At 62.8% G+C, this 26,439-nt stretch carries 19 protein-coding genes and 1 pseudogene; 13 read left to right on the top strand and 7 right to left on the bottom strand.

All coding sequences use genetic code 11. From position 1 onward, the window contains the following. Together proC and ACZ889_RS02440 are read right to left on the bottom strand one after the other, a co-directional pair. On the bottom strand, positions 1–819 hold the full coding sequence (gene proC, locus ACZ889_RS02445) for a pyrroline-5-carboxylate reductase (RefSeq protein WP_004575483.1): 819 nt from the start codon (positions 817–819) through the stop codon (positions 1–3). 38 nt (positions 820–857) lie between these two features. Next, positions 858–1,544, bottom strand: coding sequence for a YggS family pyridoxal phosphate-dependent enzyme (locus ACZ889_RS02440; RefSeq protein ID WP_004575484.1), 687 nt, complete (start codon positions 1,542–1,544; stop codon positions 858–860). Between the two features lie 65 nt (positions 1,545–1,609). On the opposite strand from ACZ889_RS02440, the gene ACZ889_RS02435 reads away from it, so the two are divergent. Then, positions 1,610–2,608, top strand: coding sequence for a type IV pilus twitching motility protein PilT (locus tag ACZ889_RS02435; RefSeq protein WP_180689128.1), 999 nt, complete (start codon positions 1,610–1,612; stop codon positions 2,606–2,608). A 109-nt stretch (positions 2,609–2,717) separates the two neighbouring features. Here the strand turns inward: ACZ889_RS02435 and ACZ889_RS02430 are convergent, their stop codons facing one another. Continuing rightward, positions 2,718–3,344, bottom strand: coding sequence for a C40 family peptidase (locus tag ACZ889_RS02430; RefSeq protein WP_180689129.1), 627 nt, complete (start codon positions 3,342–3,344; stop codon positions 2,718–2,720). A 166-nt stretch (positions 3,345–3,510) separates the two neighbouring features. Between ACZ889_RS02430 and ACZ889_RS02425 the strand changes: the two genes are divergently transcribed. After that, a complete protein-coding gene (locus ACZ889_RS02425; protein ID WP_010955634.1) occupies positions 3,511–3,930 on the top strand; it encodes an NINE protein in 420 nt (139 codons plus the stop codon). 93 nt (positions 3,931–4,023) lie between these two features. Here the strand turns inward: ACZ889_RS02425 and ACZ889_RS02420 are convergent, their stop codons facing one another. From ACZ889_RS02420 to ACZ889_RS02410, 3 genes are all read right to left on the bottom strand, one after another. Next, the gene (locus tag ACZ889_RS02420) at positions 4,024–4,722 is read right to left on the bottom strand and encodes an SPOR domain-containing protein (protein ID WP_014859104.1); all 699 of its coding nucleotides are present in this window, start codon (positions 4,720–4,722) and stop codon (positions 4,024–4,026) included. Between the two features lies 1 nt (position 4,723). Continuing rightward, positions 4,724–6,460, bottom strand: a complete 1,737-nt coding sequence (gene argS, locus ACZ889_RS02415; RefSeq protein WP_003249124.1) for an arginine--tRNA ligase — start codon at positions 6,458–6,460, stop codon at positions 4,724–4,726. 187 nt (positions 6,461–6,647) lie between these two features. Next, the gene (locus tag ACZ889_RS02410; RefSeq protein WP_004575486.1) at positions 6,648–8,867 is read right to left on the bottom strand and encodes a primosomal protein N'; all 2,220 of its coding nucleotides are present in this window, start codon (positions 8,865–8,867) and stop codon (positions 6,648–6,650) included. Positions 8,868–9,034: 167 nt separating this feature from the next. On the opposite strand from ACZ889_RS02410, the gene rpmE reads away from it, so the two are divergent. From rpmE to ACZ889_RS02395, 3 genes are all read left to right on the top strand, one after another. After that, complete coding sequence (rpmE, locus tag ACZ889_RS02405; RefSeq protein WP_003249127.1) at positions 9,035–9,250, top strand: 50S ribosomal protein L31; 216 nt, start codon at positions 9,035–9,037, stop codon at positions 9,248–9,250. Positions 9,251–9,252: 2 nt separating this feature from the next. Next, positions 9,253–10,074, top strand: coding sequence for a thermonuclease family protein (locus ACZ889_RS02400; protein ID WP_004575487.1), 822 nt, complete (start codon positions 9,253–9,255; stop codon positions 10,072–10,074). Positions 10,075–10,251: 177 nt separating this feature from the next. Next, the gene (locus ACZ889_RS02395) at positions 10,252–11,520 is read left to right on the top strand and encodes a malic enzyme-like NAD(P)-binding protein (protein WP_004575488.1); all 1,269 of its coding nucleotides are present in this window, start codon (positions 10,252–10,254) and stop codon (positions 11,518–11,520) included. A 403-nt stretch (positions 11,521–11,923) separates the two neighbouring features. Here ACZ889_RS02395 and ACZ889_RS02390 read toward each other — a convergent pair whose 3' ends face one another. Next, the gene (locus ACZ889_RS02390) at positions 11,924–14,374 is read right to left on the bottom strand and encodes a penicillin-binding protein 1A (protein WP_374222551.1); all 2,451 of its coding nucleotides are present in this window, start codon (positions 14,372–14,374) and stop codon (positions 11,924–11,926) included. 206 nt (positions 14,375–14,580) lie between these two features. Here ACZ889_RS02390 and pilM point away from each other — a divergent pair, with 206 nt between their 5' ends. From pilM to gltB, 8 genes and pseudogenes are all read left to right on the top strand, one after another. Next, the gene (gene pilM, locus ACZ889_RS02385; protein ID WP_180689132.1) at positions 14,581–15,462 is read left to right on the top strand and encodes a type IV pilus biogenesis protein PilM; all 882 of its coding nucleotides are present in this window, start codon (positions 14,581–14,583) and stop codon (positions 15,460–15,462) included. Next, positions 15,459–15,995 (top strand): PilN domain-containing protein, encoded by a 537-nt coding sequence (locus ACZ889_RS02380; protein WP_004575490.1) that lies wholly within the window; start codon positions 15,459–15,461, stop codon positions 15,993–15,995. Before pilM ends, ACZ889_RS02380 begins: the two co-directional genes overlap by 4 nt. An 11-nt stretch (positions 15,996–16,006) precedes the next feature. Next, positions 16,007–17,008: a pilus assembly protein PilP gene (locus tag ACZ889_RS02375; RefSeq protein ID WP_476258009.1), complete on the top strand. Its 1,002-nt coding sequence runs from the start codon at positions 16,007–16,009 to the stop codon at positions 17,006–17,008. Then, a complete protein-coding gene (locus tag ACZ889_RS02370) occupies positions 16,932–18,194 on the top strand; it encodes a type IV pilus secretin PilQ (RefSeq protein ID WP_180689133.1) in 1,263 nt (420 codons plus the stop codon). Before ACZ889_RS02375 ends, ACZ889_RS02370 begins: the two co-directional genes overlap by 77 nt. 4 nt (positions 18,195–18,198) lie before the next feature. Then, positions 18,199–18,717, top strand: coding sequence for a shikimate kinase AroK (aroK, locus tag ACZ889_RS02365; RefSeq protein WP_010955625.1), 519 nt, complete (start codon positions 18,199–18,201; stop codon positions 18,715–18,717). 96 nt (positions 18,718–18,813) lie between these two features. Next, a complete protein-coding gene (gene aroB / locus ACZ889_RS02360) occupies positions 18,814–19,911 on the top strand; it encodes a 3-dehydroquinate synthase (protein WP_180689134.1) in 1,098 nt (365 codons plus the stop codon). A gap of 15 nt (positions 19,912–19,926) precedes the next feature. Further along, a complete protein-coding gene (locus ACZ889_RS02355) occupies positions 19,927–21,528 on the top strand; it encodes an SPOR domain-containing protein (protein WP_003249151.1) in 1,602 nt (533 codons plus the stop codon). A gap of 373 nt (positions 21,529–21,901) precedes the next feature. Beyond that, positions 21,902–26,350 (top strand): annotated as a pseudogene (gene gltB, locus ACZ889_RS02350) (glutamate synthase large subunit). The last annotated feature ends 89 nt before the right edge of the window (positions 26,351–26,439 follow it).

Genomic DNA, 26,439 nt, shown 5'->3' with positions numbered 1-26,439 from the left:
TTATTTGCCCAGTTGTTCGGCCAGCTCGGCAGAGCGCGTGGCTGCAGCCTGCAGCGCCTGCTCGACGATGGCTTCGAAGCCGCTGGCCTGGAACGACTTGATCGCCGCTTCTGTTGTGCCGGCGGGCGAAGTGACGCGGCGGCGCAGTTCAGCGGCATCGACGTCGCTTGCAACTGCCATGCGCGCGGCGCCCAGGGCCGTCTGCAAGGTCAGTTGGGAGGCCGTTTCGCGTGGCAGGCCGAGTTTTTCGCCTGCCGCGGTCATGGCCTCGATCAGCAGGAAGAAGTACGCCGGGCCACTGCCGGACACAGCTGTCACGGCGTCCAGTTGCTGTTCCTGCTCCAGCCACAGGGCGGTGCCCACGGCCGACAGCAGTTGTTCGGCCTGCTGACGCTGTTCGCCGGACACTTCAGCGGTAGCGTACAGGCCGCTCACGCCTTGGCGCAGCAATGCCGGAGTGTTGGGCATGCAGCGCACCACCGGGCGAGCGCCCACCCAGCTTTGCAGGCTGGCGCACGTGATGCCGGCGGCGATGGAAACGATCAGCTGGCCATCCTGCAGGTTGGGTTGCAGTGCCTGACATACGGTTTTCATGACTTGTGGCTTGACCGCCAGCACGATGACGTCAGCGCCATCGATGGCCTGGGCGTTGTCCTCGAAGGCTTCAATGCCGTGCTCGGCCTGGATGCGACTGCGGGTCTCGGCGCCCGGGTCGCTGGCGCGGATCTGCGAGGCGTCCAGGCCCTGGGCACGCAGACCACCGATCAGGCTGGCGGCCATGTTGCCGGCGCCGATAAAGGCAATACGTGTCTTGCTCATGTCAGGTCCTTGTGGAAAAGAGTGAGTGAAGCATGGAATCAGGTGTTGCCGTAGTCGCGGGCTCCGAACAGGGCCGTGCCAATCCGTACCCACGTCGCGCCCTGGGCGATAGCCGCTTCCAGGTCGTGGCTCATGCCCATGGACAGGGTGTCCAGGCCAAACCCCAGGCCTTCCTGCAACTTGCGCAGGCTGGCGAAGGCGGCCTCTTGGGTGGCGCGGTCTTCAGTGGGTTCCGGGATTGCCATCAGCCCGCGCAGGCGCAGGTTGGGCAGTGCGGCTACGGCTTTGGCCAACGCGGGTAGGTCGGCCGGGGTGCAGCCGGATTTACTGTCTTCGCCGCTGACGTTTACCTGCAGGCAGATGTTCAGCGGCGCCAACCCGGCGGGGCGCTGTTCCGACAGGCGTTGGGCAATTTTCAGGCGGTCCACGGAATGCACCCAGTCGAAATGCTCGGCGATGGCTTTGGTCTTGTTCGACTGAATGGGGCCGATGAAGTGCCAGATCAAGGGCAAGTCGCTGAGGGCCTGCTGCTTTGTCAGTGCTTCCTGTAGGTAATTCTCCCCGAAGTCGCGCACACCGGCGGCATGGATCTCGCGGATAGCGCTGGCGGGCTTGGTCTTGCTCACGGCCAGCAACTGGACGCTGGCCGGATCACGCCCGACTGCCTGGGCAGCACTGGCGATACGGGCGGAAATCGCGGAAAGGTTGTCTGCTAGGGTGGACATGGATCGATGCCGGCAGCTGTAGGGTCTGCGGCATTCTACCTGCTTGAAGGCCTTTGGGGAGTCTCATGGATGTGACCGAGCTGTTGGCCCGAGCTGTGGATGCGGGGGCTTCAGACCTGCACCTGGCGACGGGCCAGATTCCGATGCTGCGCCTGGATGGCGAGTTGCAGCGTATGGGCTTGCCGCCCTTGAGCCAGGGTGCCTTGATCGAGGGCATGGCGAGCGTGCTGGATGACGATCAGCGCCGGCAGTGGGCCCAAGGCGATGAAATGGACCTTGCGCTGGAGTTGCCGGCGCTTGGGCGCTTTCGGCTGAACCTGTTTCGCCAGTTGAATGGCCCGGCGGTTACCTTTCGGTTGATTCCGGGGCGCATTGCGACGGTGAGTGAGCTGGACCTTGCGGATGTGTTTCAAGCTGTTGCGCAATGCCGGGATGGCTTGATCCTCGTGGGCGGGCCGACCGGCAGTGGCAAGTCCAGTACCCTGGCAACGCTGCTCGACCAGCTGAACCGCGAGCGGGCGCTGCACATCATTACCCTGGAAGACCCTGTCGAGGTCATCCATGCCAGCCAGCGCAGCCTGGTCAACCAGCGTGAGATGGGGCGCCATAGTCGCGGCTTTGCTCAGGGGCTGCGCAGTGCGCTGCGCCAGGACCCGGACGTGATCATGATCGGCGAGTTGCGCGACCTGGAAACCATTCGTCTGGCCCTGCGCGCGGCCGAAACCGGGCACCTGGTGCTGGCAACCGTGCATGCGCGTTCGGCGACCAGCAGCATCGACAGGTTGGTGGAGGTTTTTGCTGCCGAGGAAAAGCCGTTGGTGCGGGCGATGCTGGCCGAGTCGCTGCGCCTGGTGGTCGCGCAGGTGCTGGTCAGGCGCGTGGGGGGCGGGCGGGTGGCGGCGCGGGAAGTGCTGGTGGCGACGCCGGCGGTGCGTAACCTGGTTCGGGAGGGGCGCTTGGCGCAGTTGTTTTCGGTGATGCAGGGCGGGGCGGCGGAGGGGATGCGGACGATGGAGGGGGCGTTGCGGAGGCTGAGGGAGAAGGGTTTGATCGGTGATCTCTAGTGCCTGTCAGGGCTTTTTCGCGGGTAAACCCGCTCCCACAGGTGCGGCACAGGTTTTAAAGGCTGTGCTGTCTGTGGGAGCGGGCTTGCCCGCGAAGAGGCCGGACCTGTTAGCGCTTGGCCAGGTTCAGCTGCTGCTGTTCCTTCGGCAGTACCCGCTTGGCCACCACGTAGTGCTTCTGCCAGTAAGGCTTGCTCAAGGTGTCGATACTCACCCGCTTGCCACGGCGTGGAGCGTGGATGAAGCGGTCGTTACCCAGGTAGATGGCTACGTGATTGACCCGACGGCTCTTGATGTTGAAGAAGATCAGGTCGCCAGGCTTCAGATCACCCTTGGCCACCTTCACCCCGTGGCCCTGGGCCATGGCATTGGAGGTGCGCGGCAGGTCGACGTCGGCGACGTCGTTGAAGGCGTATTTGACCAGCCCGCTGCAGTCAAAGCCTTTTTTCGGGCTGCTGCCGCCCCAAACATAAGGAGTACCGAGCACATTTACCGCACGGCTCAGCACATCGCTGCTTTGCTTAGGCGACATGGCGGCGACATTCGCACCGCGGCTGCTGGCAGCATTGCTTGGGCGGGCGCGTAGCGCGGTCTGTTTGACTGGTGCGCGTTTTACCGAGGCGTTGGTCGTGTAGCCGGTGAAACCATTGGGAAGACGTTGCTCACGATTGGTGGCGTGGGCGGCCAGGGGCAATAATAGGCAGAGGGTCAGCCATGTCTTGATCAAAGGCGGCATAGATGAAGCTCTTATGAATAGTTATGTGTTGGGCGCGCAACTTTATAACAGCTTTTTGATCAGTTATTGATCCGTTGGTCGATTGCCCAGGTGCCGTATGTCGGCTTGCGACGAGAAAGTCACATTTTTTCTTAGAAAATTTTCGGATAACCCACGGGGGCTATGAATGAACAGTTATCAACAGGGGGTGCCCTTTCACGACACCCACAGCAAAACCATTGGCTACCTGCTGTGGATTTTCGGCTTCACCGGCTCCCATCGTTTCTATTACGGCAAGCCGATTACCGGGACCATCTGGTTCTTCACCTTGGGCTTGCTGGGCATTGGCTGGTTGATCGACCTGTTCCTGATCCCGTCCATGGACCGTGAAGCCGACCTGAGGTTTCAGTCCGGGCGTATCGACTACAACATCGCCTGGATCCTGCTGACCTTCCTGGGGGTGTTTGGCCTGCACCGGCTGTATCAGGGCAAGTGGATCACCGCGATCATCTACTTCTTTACCGGCGGGTTGTTCCTGGTGGGGGTGCTGTATGACTTCTGGACGTTGAACAGCCAGGTGTCCGAAAGGAATGCGGGGCGTGGCTGACGGTACCGGGGCTGCTTAAGGCCCCTTCACGGGCAATGCTGTCCATATAAAGAAAGAAGGCCTTGTCGCACCGCTGCGGCAAGGCCTTCTTCGTTACTGACGGGTCTGCCGCTGTTGCAGCAACAGGTTGCTGAACCCGGCCCCAGCCAGCTGCTTCTGTGCGCCGGTCAACTGCTCGCGGTTGCTGAACGGCCCGACCAGCACGCGGTACCAGGTTTCATCCTTGACCGTGCCCGACTCCACTTTCACGGACTGGCCCAGCAGGATGATCTGTGCCCGTACCTTGTCGGCATCGGCCTGCTTGCGGAACGAGCCGGCCTGAAGGAAGTACTGCGTGGTCGCCGCCGGCTTGATCACGGGTGGTGGCGGTGGTGGGGTCTGGCCGAGCAGCGCCGCCTGCGCCCTCGCCGTGTCGATTTTCGCCGCTTCTGCTGGTGTCACCGGGGTTACCGGCTGAGCCGGCACCGGTGGCGTTTTCTCTGGTACGGCTTCCGGCGGCACAATCACCTCAGACTCCGGCAGCAGGGTGTAGAAGTCGTACTTCGGCTTCACCGGCTGTTGCGGGGTAGCTTGCGCGGGCTTGCCGGCTTCGGCCGCTTTCGCCGGTTTCTCCTGCTCGGGCTTGGTGCGCTTGATGTCATCGCCACCGGGTTCGAGCTTCATCAGGAACACGATGAACGCGCCTACGGTCAGGCCGACCGCCAGCCATACCCAGCCGGGGATCGGCTGTTTGGCCGGTGCCGTCTGGCGGCTGGCGCCGCGTTTCGGGGCAGGTTTTTTCTTGGCAGCCAACTTACATGCGCTCCAGGGTTTCCAGGCCGAGCAGTTCCAGACCTTGTTTGAGGGTGCGGCCAGTCAGGGCGGCCAGGCGCAGCCGGCTCTGCTGCTGCGAAGGGGTTTCGGCAGCGAGGATCGGGCAGTTCTCGTAGAAGCTGGAGAACAGGCCGGCCAAGTCGTACAGGTAGCTGCACAGCACGTGCGGCGTGCCTTTTTCGGCGACGTTGTTAAGGATTTCGCCAAACTGCGCCAGGCGCGCGGCCAAGTCCTGCTCGTGGGCAGCGTGCAGCACGATTTTGCCGTCGACTTCGTCAAAGCCTTTGCCCAGCTTGCGGAACACGCCGGCTACGCGGGTGTAAGCGTACAGCAGGTAAGGTGCGGTGTTGCCTTCGAAGTTGAGCATCAGCTCGAAGTTGAAGCTGTAGTCGCTGGTGCGGTGTTTGGACAGGTCGGCGTATTTCACCGCGCCAATGCCCACCACCTCGCCGATGTGGCGCAGTTCGTCGTCGGCCAGGCTCGGGTTTTTTTCCTTGACCAGCGCGTAGGCGCGCTCCTTGGCCTCGGTGAGCAGGTCGATCAGCTTCACGGTGCCGCCGTCACGGGTCTTGAACGGGCGGCCGTCGGCGCCGTTCATGGTGCCGAAGCCCATGTGCTCCATTTGCATCGGGTGGCCGACGAAGCCAGCGCGGCGGGCCACTTCGAACACCTGATTGAAGTGCAGCGCCTGGCGCTGGTCGACGAAGTACAGTGCGCGGTCAGCCTTCAACACGTTGCTGCGGTAACGCACGGCAGCCAGGTCGGTGGTGGCGTACAGATAGCCGCCGTCAGCCTTCTGCACGATCACCGGCAGGGGGTCGCCTTCGCTGTTCTTGAACTCGTCGAGGAACACGCATTGGGCGCCCTGGTCTTCGACCAGCAGGCCCTTGGCCTTGAGGTCGGCCACCACGTTGGCCAAGTCGTCGTTGTAGGCGCTTTCGCCCATCACGTCGGCCATGGTCAGCTTGACGTTGAGCAGCTCGTAGGTCTTCTGGCAGTGCGACAGCGAGATGTCCTTGAAGCGTGTCCAAAGGGCCAGGCACTCGGGGTCACCGGCTTGCAGCTTGACCACCAGGCCGCGAGCGCGAGTGGCGAACTCTTCCGATTCATCGAAGCGTTTCTTCGCCGCGCGGTAGAAGTTTTCCAGGTCCGACAGCTCGTCGCTGGTGATCGGGTTTTCCTGCAGGTAGGCCATCAGCATGCCGAACTGGGTACCCCAGTCGCCGACGTGGTTCTGGCGGATGACGTTGTCGCCCAGGAACTCCAGCACGCGCGCAACGCTGTCACCGATGATGGTCGAGCGCAGGTGGCCGACGTGCATTTCCTTGGCCAGGTTGGGTGCCGACATGTCGATCACCACCTTTTGCGCCGGGCCGGCTTTTCGCGCACCCAGGTGGGCGTCGGCCAGGGCGGCATCCAGGCGGTTGGCCAGGGCGTCGGTGTTCTGGAAGAAGTTGAGGAAGCCGGGGCCTGCAATCTCCACCTTGCTGATGTCGGCGCTGGCCGGCAGGGCGTTGATCAGTTTTTCGGCGAGGTCGCGCGGCTTCATGCCGGCCGGCTTGGCCAGCATCATGGCGATGTTGCTGGCGAAGTCGCCGTGGGTCTTGTCCCGGGCGTTTTCCACCTGGATCGCCGGCGACAGCCCTTCAGGCAGCACACCGTCGGTGACGAGTTGGGTGAGGGCTTGCTGGATCAGCTGGCGAATGGTGTCTTTCATGGGGATCTCTTTTCGACCGCAAGCGCGGTGAGCGCCTGGATGCGCAGGTGGAAAAACTGGGCATTATCCGTTGCCGGGAGCAGGTTGCCAACCTTTGGGCGGCAAGCTGGGGGCCACAAGCGGCAAGAAAAAGCGGCATCGCACCCGCCCGGCGCTTGCTTGCCGCTGGTAACTCGCAGCTTGTAGATCAATACAGGTCTACCGGGTCGACATCCAGCGACCAGCGCACCTGACGCCCGCTCGGCAACTGTTCCAACACTAGCAACCAGGCGCTGATCAGTCGATGCAACGGCGCCCGGGTATTGGCCTGTATCAACAATTGTGCGCGGAATCGTCCGGCGCGGCGCTCCATGGGCGCCGGTACCGGGCCCAGCAGTTCGATGCCCGGCAGGTGCTGTTCGGCCACCAGGCGCTCGGCGGCGGCACAGGCTTCGTCGAGGAAACCTTCGGCCTGCCCCGGCTTGTGTGCTTCGGCACGCAGCAAGGCCAGATGCGAGTAGGGCGGCAGCCCGGCGGCTCGGCGTTCGTCCAGGGCCTGTTCGGCGAAGGCGAAGTAGCCTTGCTCGGTTAGCTGGACCAGCAGTGGGTGGTCGGCCAGGTGGGTCTGGATGATGACCTTGCCGGGCTCTTCGGCCCGCCCGGCCCGCCCGGCCACCTGTACGATAAGTTGTGCCATGCGTTCGCTGGCGCGGAAATCACCGGAAAACAGCCCGCCATCGGCATCAAGGATGGCCACCAGGGTCACCCGCGGGAAGTGGTGGCCCTTGGCGAGCATCTGGGTGCCGACGAGGATGCTTGGCTGGCCGCGCTGGATGGTGCTGAACAGGTTGTGCATGGCGTCCTTGCGCGCCGTGCTGTCGCGGTCCACGCGAAGGATCGGGTAATCCGGGAACAGCACCTTCAGGCGCTCTTCGGCGCGCTCGGTACCGGCACCGACCGGGCGCAGGTCGACGTGGTTGCATTGCGGGCACTGGTGAGGCAGGCGTTCGTCATAGCCACAGTGGTGGCAGCGCAGCACGCCGGAGCGCTGGTGCACGGTCATGCGCGCATCGCAGCGTGGGCATTCGGACAGCCAGCCGCAATCGTGGCACAGCAAGGTTGGGGCAAAGCCGCGGCGGTTGAGGAACACCAGCACTTGTTGGCCAGCTTCCAGGGTCTGTCGGATAGCCTGCTGCAGCGGGCCACTGATGCCGCTGTCCAGTGGCAGGCTCTTCACATCAAGGCGCAGCATGCGCGGCGGGCGGGCCCCCCCTGCGCGTTGGTTCATACGCAGCAGGCGGTAGCGGCCGGTCAGGGCGTTATGCAGGGTTTCCAGCGACGGTGTGGCGGAGCCGAGCAGGATCGGGATGTTCTCCTGGTGAGCGCGTACCAGTGCCAGGTCGCGGGCGTGGTACCGCAGGCCTTCCTGCTGTTTATAGGAGCCGTCGTGCTCTTCGTCGATGATGATCAGGCCGGGGTTTTTCATCGGCGTGAACAATGCCGAGCGGGTGCCGATGATGATATCGGCCTCGCCGTCCCGTGCCGCCAGCCAGGCATCCAGGCGTTCGCGGTCGTTCACCGCAGAGTGCAGCAGGGCAATGCGCGCGTTGAAGCGTTGCTCGAAGCGCGCCAGGGTTTGCGGGCCGAGGTTGATCTCCGGGATCAGCACCAGCGCCTGCTTGCCGGCTTCCAGGGTTTCGCGGATCAGTTGCAGGTAGACCTCGGTCTTGCCACTGCCGGTGACGCCGGCCAGCAAGAACGCGCCGAAACCGCCAAAGCCCTCGCACACGGCGTCGAAGGCATCGCGTTGCTCTTCGTTGAGGGGGAGTTCCGGCTGTGCCAGCCAGTGCTCATGGCGCAGGGCCGGCAAGTGGCGGCGCGTCTCGATCTGCACCAGATCCTTGGCCAGCAGCAGGTCGAGGCTGTCCTTGTTCAGGTTGAGTTTGGCCAGCAGGCTGTGGGCCACGCCGTGCGGGTGCTGGGCCAGGGTCTTGAGGGCGTCGCGCTGGCGCGGCGCGCGGGCGATGCGCGGGTCCTCCAGGCGGGCGCCAGGGGCTATGTGCCAGAAGCGTTCCTGGCGCATTTCGGCAGCTTCGCCCTGGCGCAGTAGCGTGGGCAGCGCCCAGCTCAGGGTATCGCCCAGGCTGTGCTGGTAGTACTGGGCGGTCCACAGGCACAGCTTGAACAGCGACGCGGGGATGGGGGACACCGGGTCGAGCAGGGCAGTGGCCGGCTTCAGTTTGTCGGCGGGCACTTCGCTCTGCGTGCACACCTCTATCAGCACACCGATCATTTCGCGGCGGCCAAAGGGCACGCGGATGCGCATGCCAGGGGTCAAGGTCTGGCGCGCCATGCTCGCCGGCGCCTTGTAGTCGAACAGGCGCCGCAGCGGAGAGGGCAGGGCAAGGCGCAGGATGACGTCGGACACGCGGAAAGTCTCGGAGGGCGTTACAAGGACTGGCGAGCCTAGCAGACGACGGTCGGTGCAAGCGACATCTTGCGCTGACGGTGTGCTCTGGTATTATTCGCCGCCTAATTACGTGCGGTATTCAACAATTGGTGTTGGGTGGCGGCACGCAGCTCGAGGAAGTGACCATGAAAGAAGGTATCCACCCGAACTACGAAGTAGTTGCAGTCACCTGCAGCTGCGGTAACAAGTTCGAAACTCGTTCGACCCTGGGCAACGTCCTGTCGATCGACGTTTGCAACCTGTGCCACCCGTTCTACACCGGTAAGCAGAAAGTTCTGGACACCGGTGGTCGCGTACAGAAGTTCGCCGATCGCTTCGGCATGTTCGGTGCCAAGAAGTAATCATGCGCAGGGCGAATCCTTCGGGCTTCGCATTGTTGCTGAAGAAGGCGTCCCTTGTGGGCGCCTTTTTTGTGGGCGTTATCTGGCATTTCCCGGTCCTGGCGTTCTGCCCACAGCCGGATAAGCCCCAATGGGTAGCGGTACGACAGGTGGTTGATGGCGACACCTTGCGTCTGGTCGATGGCCGCAGTGTGCGGCTGATCGGTATCAATGCCCCGGAAATAGGCCGCAAGGGGCGTACCAGTGAGCCCTATGCCGAAGCTGCCAGGCGGCGATTGCAGGCCTTGGTAAAGGCCAATGACGATCGTGTCGGGCTGGTGCCTGGTGTTGAAGGTAAGGACAAGTACGGTCGCACACTGGCGCACATCTACAGCCGCAATGGCGACAATCTGGAAGCACAATTGCTTAGCGAGGGCTTGGGCTACCGCGTGGCCATTGCCCCTAATGTGCGTTTCAGTGGTTGCCAGCAGCTTGCCGAACAAGTAGCGCGCCAGGCTGGCGTTGGCCTGTGGCGGCGTTCGCCCGTAGTGGCTGCAAGCGATGTCAGGCAGTCAGGTTTCGCTGTTGTGCGTGGTCGTATCGAAGGCATCGAGCGAAATCGTGGTGGGGTCTGGCTTACCCTGGGCGGTACCCTGGTACTGCAGGTTCCCGCTCGTCTGCAGCGCAACTTCCCCGCCAGCTTCTTCGATAATCTCAAGGGACGCCAGGTCGAAGCGCGCGGCTGGGTGCTGGATCGTTCCCGCAGGGGTGGCCTCAAGCCCGGGCAGCGACGTTGGGTGTTGCCATTGACCGATCCAAGCATGTTGGAGCGCATTTCAGGTTAAAAGATGTAGACATTTCGCTACGAGATTGTACACACTGTTGGTCGTATGCCCCGTGGGTTGTAGCGTAAAGTCGTAGGCTAAAGGCCTTGACACAAGTGACCGGCCAGTCTTGTGGCTCCCCGGCTCTTTGCGTATCCTCGGCGGTCCGTCAGAACAGTAAATAGCGGAATGCCCACCATGTCAGACCTGAAAACCGCCGCTCTCGAATATCACGCTCAACCTCGTCCGGGGAAACTGAGCGTTGAACTCTCCAAGCCCACTGCCACCGCCCGTGACCTCGCCCTGGCCTACAGCCCAGGTGTTGCAGAGCCGGTGCGCGAAATTGGCCGTGATCCAGAGCTGGCTTACAAATACACCGGCAAAGGCAACCTGGTTGCGGTGATTTCCGATGGCACTGCCATCCTCGGTCTGGGTGACCTCGGCCCACTGGCTTCCAAGCCGGTCATGGAAGGCAAGGGTGTTCTGTTCAAGCGTTTCGCCGGTATCGATGTGTTCGACATCGAAGTCGAATCGGAAAGCCCGCAAGCGTTCATCGACACCGTTCGCCGCATTTCGATCACCTTCGGTGGCATCAACCTTGAAGACATCAAGGCGCCTGAGTGCTTTGAAATCGAACGTACCCTGATCGAACAGTGCGACATCCCGGTGTTCCACGATGACCAGCACGGTACTGCCATCGTGACTGCCGCCGGCATGATCAACGCCCTGGAAATCGCTGGCAAGAAACTGGAAGAAGCCAAGATCGTCTGCCTGGGCGCCGGCGCTGCTGCCATTTCCTGCATGAAGCTGCTGGTAAGCATGGGTGCGAAGGTCGAGAACATCTTCATGATCGACCGTAGTGGCGTGATCCACGCTGGCCGTGACGACCTGAACCAGTACAAGGCGCAGTTCGCCCACGCGACCGACAAGCGTACTCTGGCCGACGCCCTTGACGGTGCCGACGTGTTCGTAGGTCTGTCTGGCCCGAACCTGCTGAGCCCAGAAGGCCTGAAGTCGATGGCTGCCAACCCGATCGTGTTCGCCTGCTCGAACCCGGACCCGGAAATCTCGCCAGAGCTGGCGCACGCCACTCGCAACGACGTGATCATGGCGACCGGTCGTTCCGACTACCCGAACCAGGTCAACAACGTACTGGGCTTCCCGTTCATCTTCCGTGGTGCTCTGGACGTTCGCGCCAAGCGTATCAACGAAGAGATGAAGATCGCTGCCGCTATCGCCTTGAAAGACCTGGCCAAGCTGCCAGTGCCGAAGGAAGTTTGCGAAGCCTATGGCGTTGAAGGCCTGGAGTTTGGCCGTGAGTACATCATTCCGAAGCCGCTGGATGCACGCTTGATCACCGTCGTTTCCGATGCTGTGGCCAAGGCTGCCATCGAATCCGGCGTGGCTACCCTGCCATATCCGAAGCACTACCCGCTGACCAGCGTGGATGAAGTGTTCAACGGCTGATTGCCGCAAGCGACATAAAAAAGCCCCGGCTCGCATGAGCCGGGGCTTTTTGTTGGGGCTTGGGAATGTGTCAGGGCTGCAAGGTGTTCGTCAGGGCACTTGTGGCGCCTATCAGATCGAGCGCCGCCCGCGCGGCGCATCGCGACGCAAGGCCGCTCCCACATTTGTTGCAACGTGGCCATGCCTGTGCGGCCATGGTTGTCAGCCTTGCTGGCATGACTGGATTTGGAGGTGGGCATTGATGCCGCCCCGCCTGTCTCAAGGCATGCACCCAGGCGGGCAACCATGGCCTGGCAGGTTCGGCACGTTGCAGCAGATATGGGAGCGGCCTTGCGTCGCGATGCGCCGCGCGGGCGGCGCTCGATTCACGCGCCCACGCAAAACCTGAGTCAGGCGCCCTGCCTTAGAACAGATCCATTGGCGTCGCTTCATCGGCTGGCAGCGGGCTGCCCGGTGCCGCGCCATTGCCCAGCTCGTCCACCGACGGCGGCGAATCTTCGGCTTTGAACAGCTCGAAGTAGGCATTCGGTGTGCTCGGCGATGCCGCGCGCCCGCTGACCGGGTCGACGCGCAAGCTGAGAATGCCCTCCGGCTCTGCCGGGGCATGCGCAGGCTTGTCCTTGAGCGCCGCGCCCATGAAGTTCATCCAGATCGGCAGTGCCGCAGTCCCGCCATATTCGCGGCGGCCGAGGGTTTCCGGTTGGTCGAAGCCGACCCAAACGGTAGTCACGTAATCGGCGTTGTAACCGGAGAACCAGGCGTCCTTGGATTCGTTGGTCGTACCCGTCTTGCCCGCCAGGTCGGTGCGGCCCAAGGCCAGCGCCCGGCGGCCGGTGCCGCGCTTGATCACGTCCTGCAGCATGCTAGTGAGGATGTAGGTGGTACGCCCGTCGATGATTTGTTCAGCCACTGCCGGCACTTGCGGTGCCGCGGCCACCTGGCTGAAGGCAGAAGGTGCCTCGCCTGGCATGGCGGCAGTGCTGATTGGCTGCTCGGGTGCGGCCAGGCCCGCCTGGTCTTCGGCACCTTGCGGTACGCGGGCCGGGTTGGCGGTGAACAGTGTCTCGCCGCTGCGGCTCTCGATGCGCTCGATTAGGTACGGGGTGATCTTGTACCCACCGTTGGCAAAGGTGCTCCAGCCGGTGGCGATTTCCATCGGGGTCAGGGTGGCGGTGCCCAGGGCCAGCGACAGGTTGCGCGGCAGGTCCTGCTTGTTGAAGCCGAACTTGGCGATGTAGTCGATGGTGCGGTCCACGCCCATGGCTTGCAGCAGGCGGATCGACACCAGGTTGCGTGACTTGTACAGCGCCTCACGCATGCGGATAGGGCCGAGGAAGGTGTTGGTATCGTTCTTCGGTCGCCACACTTTATCCACCGACTCGTCAACGAACACGATCGGCGCATCGTTGACCAGGCTGGAAGCGGTGTAGCCGCTGTCCAGCGCGGCGCTGTAGATGAATGGTTTGAAACTTGAGCCCGGTTGGCGCTTGGCCTGCACGGCGCGGTTGTAGTTGCTCTGCTCGAACGAGAAACCGCCGACCAGGGCGCGGATGGCGCCGCTGTTCGGGTCGAGGGTGACCAGGGCGCTCTGCGCAACGGGCACCTGGCTGAACTTCAATGTGCCATCGTCAAGGCGTTGCAGGCGCACCAGGTCACCGACCTGGGCCACGTCGGCCGGCGACTGCGGTGAACGGCCCTGGGCGTTGTTGTTGATGAACGGGCGCGCCCATTTCATGGTGTCCCAGGCAACCTGCGCCTCTTGGCCGTCACGGGTCAGCACCTTGAGGCCGGTGTGTTCCACCTGGGTGACAATGGCTGGCTCCAGGCCGCCAAGGGTGCGTTGCTTGCCCAGCTCCTGCAGCCACGCTGCCTGGGTGCGGCCCGGGAAGCGTGCTTCAGGGCCACGGTAGCCGTGGCGCTCATCGTAATCGGAGAGGCCCTTGAGGACGGCCTTGTTGGCCATTTCCTGCATGTCGCTAGGCACGGTGGTCGTGACGCGGAAGCCTTCGGTGTAGGCGTCGCTGCCGTAACGGCCGACCATTTCCGCGCGGGCCATTTCGGCGATGTACGGGGCATTCACCTCAGGCGTCGGCACGTGATAGCTGGCGTTGAGCGGCTCGGCCAGGGCGGCCTCGTAGCTGGCCTGGTCGATCTTGCCTAGCTTGTACATGCGCCCAAGGATCCAGTCGCGGCGCTCTTTGGCGCGCACCGGGTTGGCCAGCGGGTTGAAGCGCGACGGTGCCTTGGGCAGGCCGGCGATCATCGCCATCTGCGCCAGGCTCACGTCACGGATGGACTTGCCGTAATACACCTGTGCTGCTGCATCGATACCGTAGGCGCGGTTGCCCAGGTAGATCTTGTTCACGTACAGCTCAAGGATTTCGTCCTTGGTCAGCTCACGCTCGATCTGCAGGGCCAGCAGGATTTCGTTGGTCTTGCGTGAGAAGCTGCGTTCGCTGGTGAGGAAGAAGTTTTTCGCCACCTGCATGGTGATGGTGCTGCCGCCGGTCTGGATATGACCGGTTTTCACCAGCTGGGTCGCGGCGCGCATCAGGCTGCTGGGGTCGACACCGTAGTGGTTGAGGAAATTGTCGTCCTCGGCTGACAGCAACGCCTGAATGAATTGTGGGGGGATTTCCGCGAAGCGGATCGGCGAGCGGCGCATTTCGCCGAATTCGGCAATCAGCTTGCCATCGCTGCTGTACACCCGGAGGGGGATCTGCAACTGGATGCTTCTGAGGGACTCGACCGAGGGCAGGCTGGGGCTAAGATACAGAAACGCACCGCTCACACCGAGTACGAGCGCGCAGATGACTGCGACGGAAGACCACCAGAAGAACTTCAGCAGACGTATCAAGGCTTTTCGGTGTCCAGGTTGGGAGTGGATTGCACGCAGGTCCGGTGGACCAAAAAACGCTGGGCATTATAAGCATTTTTCGCCTCTCCGGGTGACCGGCCAGGCTACCCGTCGACTCGATGAGTAGCCCCGGCCCAGTGTTGCCGCGGGGTTGCGACAGGTGGCTGCGCTTGGCAGCTGCAACAGACAGCAAAGGAGTCGCGATGTTTGGACGCTTCGGCAAGGATGCCGGTTCACTGGTGGGGGTGGAAATCACGCCCGACGCCGTTCGGATCATGCAACTGCAGCAGCGCAATCGACGCTGGCGTGTGATGGGGGCGGCACAAGAGCTGTTTCAGGCGCCGCTGGCCAATGACTGGGCTGAGGCGCCTGGGGTGGTGGTGGCTGCGCTGCAGCGGGCTTACCGGCGCAGCGGCCTCAGGCAGCGCCGGGTAGCGCTGGCACTGCCGGCCAGTCAGGTTATCTGCAAGTTGTGCCATCTGCCGGTGGAGCAGAGCGGGGCGCAGTTGGAGGCACAACTGCTTGCCGATGCAGAGCGGCTGTTTCCGTTTCCGCTGGAAGACCTGGCCTTGGATTTTCAGGTCATGGGGGCTTCCCATGACCAGCCAGGTTGCTCAGAGGTAATGGTTGCTGCCTGTCGACAGAGTGCGCTGGCGTCACTCGAAGCCGTCGTCGAGGAGGCGGGCTTGCAGTTGGAAGCCGTCGAGGTCGACAACATTGCCTTGTGCCGCATGTTGCCACAGGGTGGCCTTGAGGGAGCAGCACTGCTGCGTGTCGAAACCCGCAGCGTAACGCTTCATGACTGGCAGCCGGGCAGGGTGTACCAGCGCTGTGAACTACAAACGACTGGCCCGGATATGAACGGGCAATGGTCAGAGCGCCTGCAGGCTTTACTTGCCAGGCAGAGCCTGCCTGCGGGGTTGTGGGTTGCCAGCAGCTCATCGATCAATCCGGGCTGGCTGCAAGGCCTTGGCAGCCGGCTGAATGTGCGGTGCACGTACCTGCCTGGGCTGGCAGGGCTTGAGCATGTTGATGGGGCGATGCTCCTGGCCTGCGCCTTGGCCTTGGGAGGTTTGCGCCCATGATGCGACTGAACCTTCTACCCTGGCGCGAACGGCAGCGTCAGGCGGCGCTGCGGCGCTTTCGAGGCCAGCTGGTGGGTGGTGCACTCTTGGCTTTGTGCGCCGTGATGCTGGTCGATCAGCTGGCCCGCCAACGCGGGCATCAGCAGGTGCTGGCCAATACCCAGCGCCAAGCGACCCTTGATGCACAGGATGAGCAGTTGCAGTCGCTGGCCGACGTGCGTGCGCAGCATGAAGCGCTACTTGCCCGTGCGGTGGCCCTGGAAGGCCTGCGCGCCCATCAGGGTGTATTGGCCGGTGTCTTCGCCGACCTTGAAGGGGCGTTGCCTGAAGGTGTGCAGCTACTTGACCTGAGCCTTGATAGTGGCCGCTTGCAGATGACAGGGGTGGCTGCGTCCGGTGCTGTGGTTGCTCAGTTCATGCGCGACTTGAACCGCTCGAGCGTTTTGCTCGATCTGGAACTCAAACGCATCAAGAGCCTGCCGGACGGCGATGAGTTTCTGCTGACCGCTCGCGTTGCGGCGTTCTGGTCGTGAGTACCGCGAAGATGCTCGCTTGGCTGGCGGTGGTCGAGGGCTCAGGCCGCTTCCGACGGCTGGCGCCAGTGCTGATCGCTGTTGTGTTGTTCAGCCTGGGCTGCGCGATGCGCCTGCCCGCCCTGTTACAGCAGCAGGCGCGGGAGGATGCCAGGCATGTCGAGTTGAACCAGCTGCAGGCAGCCAGTGCAGCGCAGTTGGCCGAACTGGAGCGGCTGAAGGCTCTAACGGTGATTGCCGAACAGCGGTTGCAAGCGGCGCACTGGTACCTGGCGGCCGGGGAGAGCATGAGCGACCTGCTTGAGCGTCTGGCAGTGTCGGGGCATGCGCACGGCTTGCTTGTCGAGCGACTCGATGTAGGTGAGGGCGAGCAACAGGCCGGATTCAGTAAGGTACCGCTGGTGGTGCAAGTGGTAGGGCGTTACTCGGCCTTGCGACTGTGGCTGGGCGACTGGTTAGGGCAGGCACGGATTCTGCGCAGCGGTGACATGAGCCTGGCAACCGTTGATCGCCAGCCTGGACTGTTGCGCCTGCAGTTGCGGGTTGATGCCTATCACGCGGCTACGCCCATGAAGGCACCTGTAATGCTGGCGCACCTGCCGGCAAGGACCGCAATGGCTGCACCTGAAGTGGACCCGTTTGCGCCCGCTGCGGCGCGAGTGGCCAGCGCCGGGCTGGTCGGCGTGCCGTTGGCGCAGCTGGAAATGGTCGGCAGCCTGGCGCGCGGGGCGGCACACGAGGCTCTGCTGATGGCGGCTGGCAAGCTCTATCGCGTACGCCCGGGCGACCGGGTAGGGCGTGATCGGGGGGTAGTGATGCATGTAGACCAACGTCAGGTCGAAGTGCGTGAGCGGCTGTTCATGGCGGGGGTATGGCACGAGCGCACGGCGTTCATCACCCTCACCAAGCGCCTGGGCAAGGAGGCCTCGGACCCGAATGAAAACGTGGATGAACTACCTGTTGGCAACCCTGCTGTCGATCCCGCTGGCTTCGGCGACGCCTTACCAGGGTGAACCCCTGTCGCTGAACTTCCAGGATGTTGAGGTGCGTGCGGTGCTGCAGGTGCTGGCTGACTACGCCGGCGTCAACCTGGTCGCCAGTGATGCGGTACAAGGCAGTGTCACTTTGCGTTTGCAGGACGTGCCGTGGGATCAGGCGCTTGACCTGGTGCTGCGTAGCAAGGGCCTGTCCCGGCGCCAGGAGGGCAATGTGCTGTTGGTGGCACCTGCAGCCGAGTTTGCCGCGCAATCAGCAGACGCCCGGGTGAGTCAGGCGCTGGATGCGCACCTGCAGCCATTGCGTCGGGAGCTGCTGCCCATTCACCACGCCAAGGCCGCCGATCTGGCGCAGTTGCTGCTGGCAGGCCTGGAGGGTGACGGCATCCCTCCGGCTAGCTTGAGTGTCGATGAGCGCACCAATACGCTGGTGGTGTACCTGCCCGCTGACCGCCTGGCCGAGTTACGCCAGCTGGTGGCGCAGTTGGATGTGCCGGTGCGCCAGGTAGCGATCGAGGCGCGTATCGTCGAGGCCAACGTCGATTATGAGAAAAGCCTGGGGGTACGCTGGGGTGGGCCGCTGTACGGCGAGAAACTGCGCCCCGGCAAGGAGCTGTTCGTCGACCTCGGTCTGGAGCGAGCCGGCAGCAGTATCGGCCTGGGTTTGTTGCGCGGTGACGTGTTGCTGGACCTGGAGCTCAGTGCCATGGAAAAAAGCGGCAACGGCGAGATCATTTCGCAGCCCAAGGTGGTCACGGCTGACAAGGAAACGGCGAGGATCCTCAAGGGTACCGAGGTGCCTTACCAGGAAACGAGCCAAAGCGGCGCTACTTCGGTATCGTTTCGCGAAGCCTCGCTGTCGCTGGAAGTAACGCCACAGATCACCCCGGACAACAAGGTGATCATGACCGTCCGGGTGACCAAGGACGAGCCGGATTACGTCAATGCCTTGAACAACGTACCGCCGATCCGCAAGAACGAGGTCAATGCCAAGGTTCGTGTGGCTGACGGCGAAACGATCGTGATTGGTGGCGTCTACTCGACTTCGCAAAACAATGTGGTCGACAAGGTGCCATTTTTCGGCGATCTGCCGTATGTTGGGCGGCTGTTTCGACGCGATGCATTACAAGAGAAAAAATCCGAGCTGCTGGTCTTCCTGACTCCGCGTATCATGAGTGACCAGGCGATTGCTGTGAGTCGTTGATTCTGTGCGAAATTTGATACTTGTGGGGCCCATGGGCGCTGGTAAAAGCACCATCGGACGCCTGTTGGCCAAAGAGCTGCGCCTGCTGTTCAAGGATTCCGACAAGGAAATCGAACTGCGATGCGGCGCAAACATCCCGTGGATATTCGACAAGGAAGGCGAGCCGGGTTTCCGTGATCGCGAGCAAGCGATGATTGCCGAGTTGTGCGCGCTCGACGGTGTGGTGCTGGCCACCGGCGGTGGCGCGGTGATGCGCGAAGCCAACCGGCAGGCGCTGCATCAGGGTGGCCGGGTGATCTACCTGCATGCTTCGGTCGAGCAGCAAGTCGGTCGCACCGCGCGCGACCGCAATCGCCCGCTGCTGCGCACGGCCAATCCCGAGGCGACCTTGCGCACCTTGCTGGAAACCCGCGACCCGCTCTACCGCGAGATCGCCGACCTGGTGGTTGAAACCGACGAGCGGCCACCACGCATGGTGGTGATCGATATTCTCGAGCGCTTGCAGCAGTTGCCGCCCCGTTAACCCGGGACTATTCTCGGCCTCCAGCGCCGAGGCGAGGCTCAACGTTACCGCGCAGGTCGCCGGATGGCGCCGCGCCCAAGTACATTGTGGGGATACATGCAGACACTAAAGGTCGACCTGGGCGAGCGTAGCTACCCGATCTACATTGGCGAAGGCCTGCTGGACCAGCCTGAGCTGCTGGCGCCGCACATTGCGGGTCGGCAGGTTGCCATCGTTTCCAACGAGACCGTCGCGCCGCTGTATCTCGAACGCCTGAGCAAGGCCCTCGGAGCCTACTCGGTACTGCCCGTGGTGTTGCCCGATGGGGAAGCCCACAAGAACTGGGAAACATTGCAGCTGATCTTCGATGGCCTGCTGACAGCTCGGCATGATCGTCGTACTACTGTGGTCGCGCTGGGTGGTGGCGTGATTGGTGACATGGCTGGTTTCGCAGCTGCCTGCTACCAGCGCGGCGTCGATTTCATCCAGGTGCCGACTACCCTGTTGTCCCAGGTCGACTCTTCCGTAGGTGGCAAGACCGGCATCAATCATCCGCTGGGCAAGAACATGGTCGGTGCGTTCTATCAGCCCAAGGCGGTGCTGATCGATACCACCAGCCTCAAGACCCTGCCAGCGCGCGAGCTGTCTGCAGGTCTGGCCGAAGTGATCAAGTACGGCCTGATTTGCGACAAGCCATTCCTCGCCTGGCTCGAAGACAATATGAAGGCACTGCGTGCCCTCGATTCGGCAGCCCTGACCGAGGCGATCCGCCGCTCTTGCGCGGCCAAGGCCGCAGTGGTGGGTGCTGACGAGCGCGAGTCGGGCGTACGGGCCACGCTGAACCTGGGGCATACCTTCGGGCATGCTATCGAAACCCACATGGGCTATGGCGTGTGGCTGCACGGCGAGGCTGTCGCGGCGGGCACAGTGATGGCCCTGGAAATGTCCATGCGCCTTGGCTGGATCGACCAGGCTGAGCGCGATCGTGGAATCCGCCTGTTGCAGGACGCAGGTTTGCCGGTGGTGCCACCACAGGAAATGACCCCGGCGCATTTCATGGAGCACATGGCGGTCGACAAGAAGGTGCTCGACGGTCGTTTGCGTTTGGTGCTGCTGCGCCAGATGGGCGAGGCCGTGGTGACCGACGACTATTCGAAAGAGATTCTTCAGGCCACGCTGTCGGCGGATTACCGCGCGATCGTGGCCCAGCTTTGAGGTTGTGACAGCGCAATGACAAGTTTGCATGCCGATGAGGCCTTTCTCGACCATTACCAGTTGAGCCATGATCCGTTCGCGCCCCGCGTACCTGGCTTCAAGTTCTTCCCGGCCCAGCGCAAACCGGTGCTTGGCCAACTGCACCACCTGGCGCGCTATAGCCAGTTGATGCTGGTGGTCAGCGGCCCGTTGGGCAGCGGCAAGTCGCTACTTCGCCAGGCCCTGGTGGCCAGCACCAACAAGCAGACTGTGCAAAGTGTGGTGGTGTCGGCCCGCAGCGCCAGCGATGCCTCCAGTATGCTCGCGCAGGTCGCGCAGGAGCTGGGTGTGGCCCAGCCCGAGGTGCAGGCGATCCTGTCGAAGGTGGTGCAGCTGGCACTGACCGGGCAGGAAGTGTATTTGCTGGTGGACGATGCGGAACAACTCGACGAGTCGGCACTCCAAGCGTTGCTGGAGTTGGCGGCGGGGGTTCCTGAAGGGCGTCCGCACGTGTTTCTGTTCGGTGAGCCATCGCTGATTGCCGGGCTGGATGAGCTCAATGTCGAGGAAGAACGTTTCCACATCATCGAGCTTGCGCCCTACAGTGAAGAAGAAACCCGCGAGTACCTGGAACAGCGCCTGGAAGGGGCTGGTCGGGGCATCGAGGTGTTCAGCCGTGAACAGATCGCCGATATCCATGAAAACTCCGACGGCTGGCCTGGCAACATCAATCAGGTCGCCCGTGACACTTTGATCGAAGCCATGATCGCCAGCCGCTCGACGGCCAAGCGACCAACCATGGGGTTCAAGATGCCTAAAAAACATGTGCTCGCACTGTCCGCTGTGGTCGTGGTTGCCGTTGCGGCCGCGGTATTGATGCCCAAGAAAGGCGACAAGGCCCCTGCCGAAGCGCCGGCCGCCCAGGCCCAGTTGCCGCTGGGTGACGGCAAGCAGGGTGCTGCCATCGAGTTCTCTGGCTCGTCCCAGCCAATGCCGCTGCCACTGGTTGGCCAGTCGCAGCCGGTGATGCGCGAGCCGCTGGCCCAAGCCGCAGGCATGGGCGAGGGTGAAGAGGGAGGCCCGGCTGTCGACACCGCGCTGCAGCCTGGCAACCCGCCACCCACCGTGACCACCATCGCTCCGCCACAAGGTGTGCCAGCTGGCCCGGCGCCTGCGCCGGCCCAGCCAGTTCAGTCGGTTGCGCCTGCGCCCAAGCCTGTTGCAACCCAGCCCGCGAAACCGGTTGCACCGGCCAAGCCAGCACCAGCGCCGACCCAGGTCGCCGTGGCCAAGCCGGCCGCCAAAGCTGCCGAAAAACCAGCCGAAAAACCAGCCCCCGCTAGCGCTGGCAACAGCGGCTGGTATGCCGGACAGAAGCCGGGCAATTACGTGGTGCAGATCCTCGGTACCAGCTCCGAGGCGTCGGCCCAGGCTTACGTCAAGGCCCAGGGTGGCGACTATCGCTACTTCAAGAAAAACCTGCAGGGCAAACCCTTGTACGTCGTGACTTACGGCAGTTTCGCCAACCGCGACGCAGCGGTAGCGGCAATCAAGAACTTGCCAGCGAAGGTCCAGGCTGGTAAACCTTGGCCACGTACCGTCGGCAGCGTCCAACAAGAGCTGGCCACGGCCCGCTGATACCTTCCGGGCGGCATCACCCCGCCGCCCAGTAGCTAAGCGAATTCTAGCTTTCGACTAGCCTGCTGCGCCCGAGCGCGGCAGGCTTTTCTGTCCCGGACTGCCGGCCACAAGCCCCTAGTTGCAGTCATGGCTGAAACGCTTCAGACTCGAGCCAAGCCGCTATCACGGCGCATGGCGCAAAAACATTCAAAATTGCGACATAAATTTTCAATGATGAGACATGAAAATTTGTGGGCGTCGCTGTCGCTGTGCAACAATGGTTTTCCATGACCACCGCAAAAAAGCTGGCGTTTGATCGGCGTGGATGGTAAGTGGTTGTTAAAAAAGAGATTTACCTCCGTTGAGAGGTGAACCTGGTGAGAATGTGTCTATGAAAACAGGTCTGTACCATCCCGAAGAATTCAAGGACAACTGTGGTTTTGGCCTGATCGCCCATATGACGGGTGAGCCGAGCCACCACCTTCTGCAAACCGCCATGCAGGCGCTGACGTGCATGACCCACCGCGGCGGCATCAATGCCGACGGCAAGACCGGTGACGGTTGCGGTCTGCTCATGCAGAAGCCCGATCAATTCCTGCGTGCCATGGCCCAGGAGCACTTCGCGGTCGAGCTGCCCAAGCAGTACGCTGTCGGCATGGTGTTCTTCAACCAGGACCCGGTCAAAGCCGAAGCTGCCCGCGCCAACATGGACCGCGAGATCGTCGCCGCTGGCCTGAAACTGGTCGGCTGGCGCAAGGTGCCGATCGACACCAGCGTACTCGGCCGCCTGGCCCTCGAGCGCCTGCCGCAGATCGAGCAGGTGTTCATTGGCGGTGAAGGCCTGAGCGACCAGGAATTTGCCATCAAGCTGTTCAGTGCCCGTCGTCGTTCGTCGGTGGCCAACGCCCACGACGCCGACCACTACATCTGCAGCTTCTCGCACAAGACCATCATCTACAAAGGCCTGATGATGCCGCGCGATCTCGCGGCGTTTTATCCAGACCTGGGTGACGAGCGCCTGCAAACCGCGATCTGCGTGTTCCACCAGCGCTTCTCCACCAACACCCTGCCGAAATGGCCGCTGGCGCAGCCGTTCCGCTTCCTCGCCCATAACGGCGAGATCAACACCATCACCGGCAACCGTAACTGGGCCGTTGCTCGTCGCACCAAGTTCGCCAATGACCAGATCCCCGACCTCGAAGAGCTCGGCCCGCTGGTCAATCGCGTCGGCTCCGACTCGTCCAGCATGGACAACATGCTGGAACTGATGGTCACCGGTGGCATCGACCTGTTCCGCGGCGTGCGCATGCTGGTACCGCCAGCGTGGCAGAACGTCGAGACCATGGACGCCGACCTGCGCGCCTTCTACGAATACAACTCCATGCACATGGAGCCGTGGGATGGCCCGGCCGGTATCGTCATGACCGAAGGCCGCCACGCGGTGTGCCTGCTCGACCGCAACGGCCTGCGCCCGGCGCGTTGGGTCACCACCACCAATGGCTACATCACCATCGCCTCGGAAATCGGCGTATGGGGTTACCAGCCTGAGGAAGTATTGGCCAAGGGCCGGGTCGGCCCAGGTCAGATCCTTGCCGTGGACACCGAAACCGGCCAGATCCTCGACACCGATGCCATCGACAACCGCCTGAAGTCGCGCCACCCGTACAAGCGCTGGCTGCGTCAGCACGCCACCCGCATCCAGGCGACGCTGACCGACGACCAGGGTGTGGCCAGCTACGACGCTGACCAGCTCAAGCAATACATGAAGATGTTCCAGGTCACCTTCGAAGAGCGTGACCAGGTACTGCGCCCGTTGGGTGAGCAGGGCCAGGAAGCCGTTGGCTCGATGGGTGACGACACGCCGATGGCCGTGCTGTCGCAGCGCGTGCGTTCGCCGTACGACTTCTTCCGCCAGCAGTTCGCTCAGGTAACCAACCCGCCGATCGACCCGCTGCGCGAAGCGATCGTGATGTCGCTGGAAATCTGCCTGGGTGCAGAGCGCAACATCTTCCAGGAGTCCCCGGAGCACGCTTCGCGGGTCATCCTCAGCTCGCCGGTCATCTCGCCCGCCAAGTGGCGTTCGCTGATGAGCCTGGAGCGCGAAGGCTTCGACCGCCAGCTGATCGACCTCAACTATGAGCAGAGCGTGGGCCTGGAAGCGGCCATCCGCAACATTGCCGACCAGGCCGAAGAAGCTGTGCGTGGGGGCAAGACCCAGCTGGTGCTGAGCGATCGTTATATCGCCCCGGGCAAGCTGCCGGTGCATGCTTCGCTGGCCGTTGGTGCAGTGCACCACCGCCTGACCGAACAGGGCCTGCGTTGCGACAGCAACATCCTGGTGGAAACCGCTACCGCCCGTGATCCGCATCACTTCGCCGTGCTGCTGGGCTTCGGTGCCTCGGCCGTTTACCCGTACCTGGCGTATGAAGTACTGGCTGACCTGATCCGTACCGGTGAAGTGCTGGGCGACCTGGACGAAGTGTTCAAGTACTACCGCAAAGGTATCTCCAAGGGCCTGCTGAAGATCCTGTCCAAGATGGGTATCTCCACCATCGCCTCGTACCGCGGTGCACAGCTGTTCGAAGCCATTGGCCTGGCCGAGGAAGTGGTCGGCCTGAGCTTCAAGGGCGTGTCCAGCCGCATCAAGGGTGCGCGCTTCGAAGACCTGGAGAACGACCAGAAGCTGCTGGCGGCCGAAGCCTGGAGCGCGCGTAAGCCGATCCAGCAAGGTGGCCTGCTGAAGTTCGTCCACGGTGGCGAATACCACGCTTACAACCCGGATGTGGTCAACACCCTGCAAGCCGCCGTGCAGCAGGGCGACTACGCCAAGTTCAAGGAATACACCACGCTGGTGGACCAGCGCCCGGTGTCGATGATTCGTGACTTGCTCAAGGTGAAAGTGGCCGACCAACCGCTGGCGCTGGAGCAGATCGAGCCGCTGGAGGCGATTCTCAAGCGTTTCGACTCGGCGGGTATCTCGCTGGGTGCACTGTCGCCGGAAGCCCACGAAGCGCTGGCCGAGGCCATGAACCGCCTGGGCGCACGCTCCAACTCGGGTGAAGGCGGCGAAGACCCGTCGCGCTATGGCACCATCAAGAGCTCGAAGATCAAGCAGGTGGCCACCGGCCGTTTTGGTGTGACCCCGGAGTATCTGGTCAACGCCGAAGTACTGCAGATCAAGGTTGCCCAGGGCGCCAAGCCGGGTGAGGGCGGCCAGTTGCCGGGCGGAAAGGTCAACGGCCTGATCGCCAAGCTGCGTTATGCGGTACCGGGCGTGACCCTGATCTCGCCACCGCCACACCATGACATCTACTCGATCGAAGATCTGGCCCAGCTGATCTACGACCTCAAGCAGGTCAACCCACAGGCGCTGGTATCGGTCAAGTTGGTAGCCGAAGCGGGCGTGGGCACCATTGCCGCGGGTGTGGCCAAGGCCTATGCCGACCTGATCACCATCTCCGGTTACGACGGTGGTACCGGTGCTTCGCCGCTGACGCTCGATCAAATACGCCGGCGCCCCTTGGGAGCTGGGCCTTGCGGAAACCCACCAGACCCTGCGTGGCAACGACCTGCGTGGCAAGGTGCGGGTGCAGACCGACGGCGGCCTGAAAACCGGCCTGGACGTGATCAAGGCGGCCATCCTCGGTGCCGAAAGCTTCGGCTTTGGTACCGCGCCAATGATTGCCCTGGGCTGCAAGTACCTGCGCATCTGCCACCTGAACAACTGCGCCACCGGCGTGGCCACCCAGAACGACAAGCTGCGCAAGGACCACTACATCGGCACCGTCGACATGGTGATCAACTTCTTCACCTTTGTTGCCGAAGAAACCCGAGAGTGGTTGGCCAAGCTGGGTGTGCACAGCCTTGGCGAGCTGATCGGCCGTACCGACCTGCTCGAAGTGCTGCCAGGCGACACCGAACGCCAGCAGTACCTGGACCTGTCGCCGCTGCTGGGCAGCTCGCACATTCCGGCGGACAAACCGCAGTTCTGCGAAGAGTCGACAAGAACCCGCCGTTCGACCTGGGCGAGTTGGCCGAGAAGATGGTTGATATGGCCATGCCGGCCATCCGCGACCAAGCGGGTGGCGAGTTCAGCCTCGACATCTGCAACTGCGACCGCTCCATTGGTGCGCGTGTGTCGGGCGAAATCGCCCGCCTGCACGGCAACCAGGGCATGGCCGCGGCGCCGATCACCTTCCGCTTCAAGGGGACTGCGGGCCAGAGCTTTGGTGTGTGGAACGCCGGTGGCCTTAACCTGCACCTGGAAGGCGACGCCAACGATTACGTCGGCAAAGGCATGACCGGTGGCAAGGTCACCATCGTGCCGCCAGCCGGCAGCCCGTTCGAAACCCAGCACAGCGCCATCGTCGGCAACACCTGCCTGTACGGTGCCACTGGCGGCAAGCTGTTTGCCGCAGGTACTGCGGGCGAGCGCTTCGCTGTGCGTAACTCCGGCGCCCATGCTGTTGTCGAGGGCACTGGCGATCACTGCTGTGAATACATGACCGGCGGCTTTGTCTGCGTTCTGGGCAAGACCGGTTACAACTTCGGTTCTGGCATGACTGGCGGCTTTGCCTACGTGCTCGACATGGACAATAGCTTCGTCGACAAGCTCAACCACGAGCTGGTGGAAATCCAGCGTATCAGTGGCGAAGCGATGGAGGCCTACCGTAGCCACCTGGCGCGTGTCCTTGCCGAGTATGTGGATGAGACCGGCAGCGAGTGGGGGCGTGAGCTCTCGGAGAACCTGGACGACTACGTGCGGCGCTTCTGGCTGGTCAAGCCGAAGGCAGCCAACCTGAAGCAGCTGCTGTCCAGCACCCGTGCCAACCCGCAGTAAAAACAGCTGCAAGTGGCAAGCCTCGAGCTGCACGTAATGGCAGTGAGAGGTTTGCCCGGCTTAAGTGATCGTCTTGCGGCTTGCAGCGT

The sequence above is a fragment of the Pseudomonas sp. TE3895 genome (assembly GCF_056278855.1).
The sequence above is the reverse complement of the archived record's forward strand: the minus strand, read 5'-3'. Positions and strand labels throughout refer to the sequence as shown.

Bases quoted from the DNA above. Each gene is read 5' to 3' on its own strand.
- proC (WP_004575483.1), bottom strand. From the start codon at position 819: ATGAGCAAGACACGTATTGCCTTTATCGGCGCCGGCAACATGGCCGCC.
- ACZ889_RS02440 (WP_004575484.1), bottom strand. From the start codon at position 1,544: ATGTCCACCCTAGCAGACAACCTTTCCGCGATTTCCGCCCGTATCGCC.
- ACZ889_RS02435 (WP_180689128.1), top strand. From the start codon at position 1,610: ATGGATGTGACCGAGCTGTTGGCCCGAGCTGTGGATGCGGGGGCTTCA.
- ACZ889_RS02430 (WP_180689129.1), bottom strand. From the start codon at position 3,344: ATGCCGCCTTTGATCAAGACATGGCTGACCCTCTGCCTATTATTGCCC.
- ACZ889_RS02425 (WP_010955634.1), top strand. From the start codon at position 3,511: ATGAACAGTTATCAACAGGGGGTGCCCTTTCACGACACCCACAGCAAA.
- argS (WP_003249124.1), bottom strand. From the start codon at position 6,460: ATGAAAGACACCATTCGCCAGCTGATCCAGCAAGCCCTCACCCAACTC.
- rpmE (WP_003249127.1), top strand. From the start codon at position 9,035: ATGAAAGAAGGTATCCACCCGAACTACGAAGTAGTTGCAGTCACCTGC.
- ACZ889_RS02400 (WP_004575487.1), top strand. From the start codon at position 9,253: ATGCGCAGGGCGAATCCTTCGGGCTTCGCATTGTTGCTGAAGAAGGCG.
- ACZ889_RS02395 (WP_004575488.1), top strand. From the start codon at position 10,252: ATGTCAGACCTGAAAACCGCCGCTCTCGAATATCACGCTCAACCTCGT.
- pilM (WP_180689132.1), top strand. From the start codon at position 14,581: ATGTTTGGACGCTTCGGCAAGGATGCCGGTTCACTGGTGGGGGTGGAA.
- ACZ889_RS02380 (WP_004575490.1), top strand. From the start codon at position 15,459: ATGATGCGACTGAACCTTCTACCCTGGCGCGAACGGCAGCGTCAGGCG.
- ACZ889_RS02375 (WP_476258009.1), top strand. From the start codon at position 16,007: ATGCTCGCTTGGCTGGCGGTGGTCGAGGGCTCAGGCCGCTTCCGACGG.
- ACZ889_RS02370 (WP_180689133.1), top strand. From the start codon at position 16,932: ATGAAAACGTGGATGAACTACCTGTTGGCAACCCTGCTGTCGATCCCG.
- aroB (WP_180689134.1), top strand. From the start codon at position 18,814: ATGCAGACACTAAAGGTCGACCTGGGCGAGCGTAGCTACCCGATCTAC.
- ACZ889_RS02355 (WP_003249151.1), top strand. From the start codon at position 19,927: ATGACAAGTTTGCATGCCGATGAGGCCTTTCTCGACCATTACCAGTTG.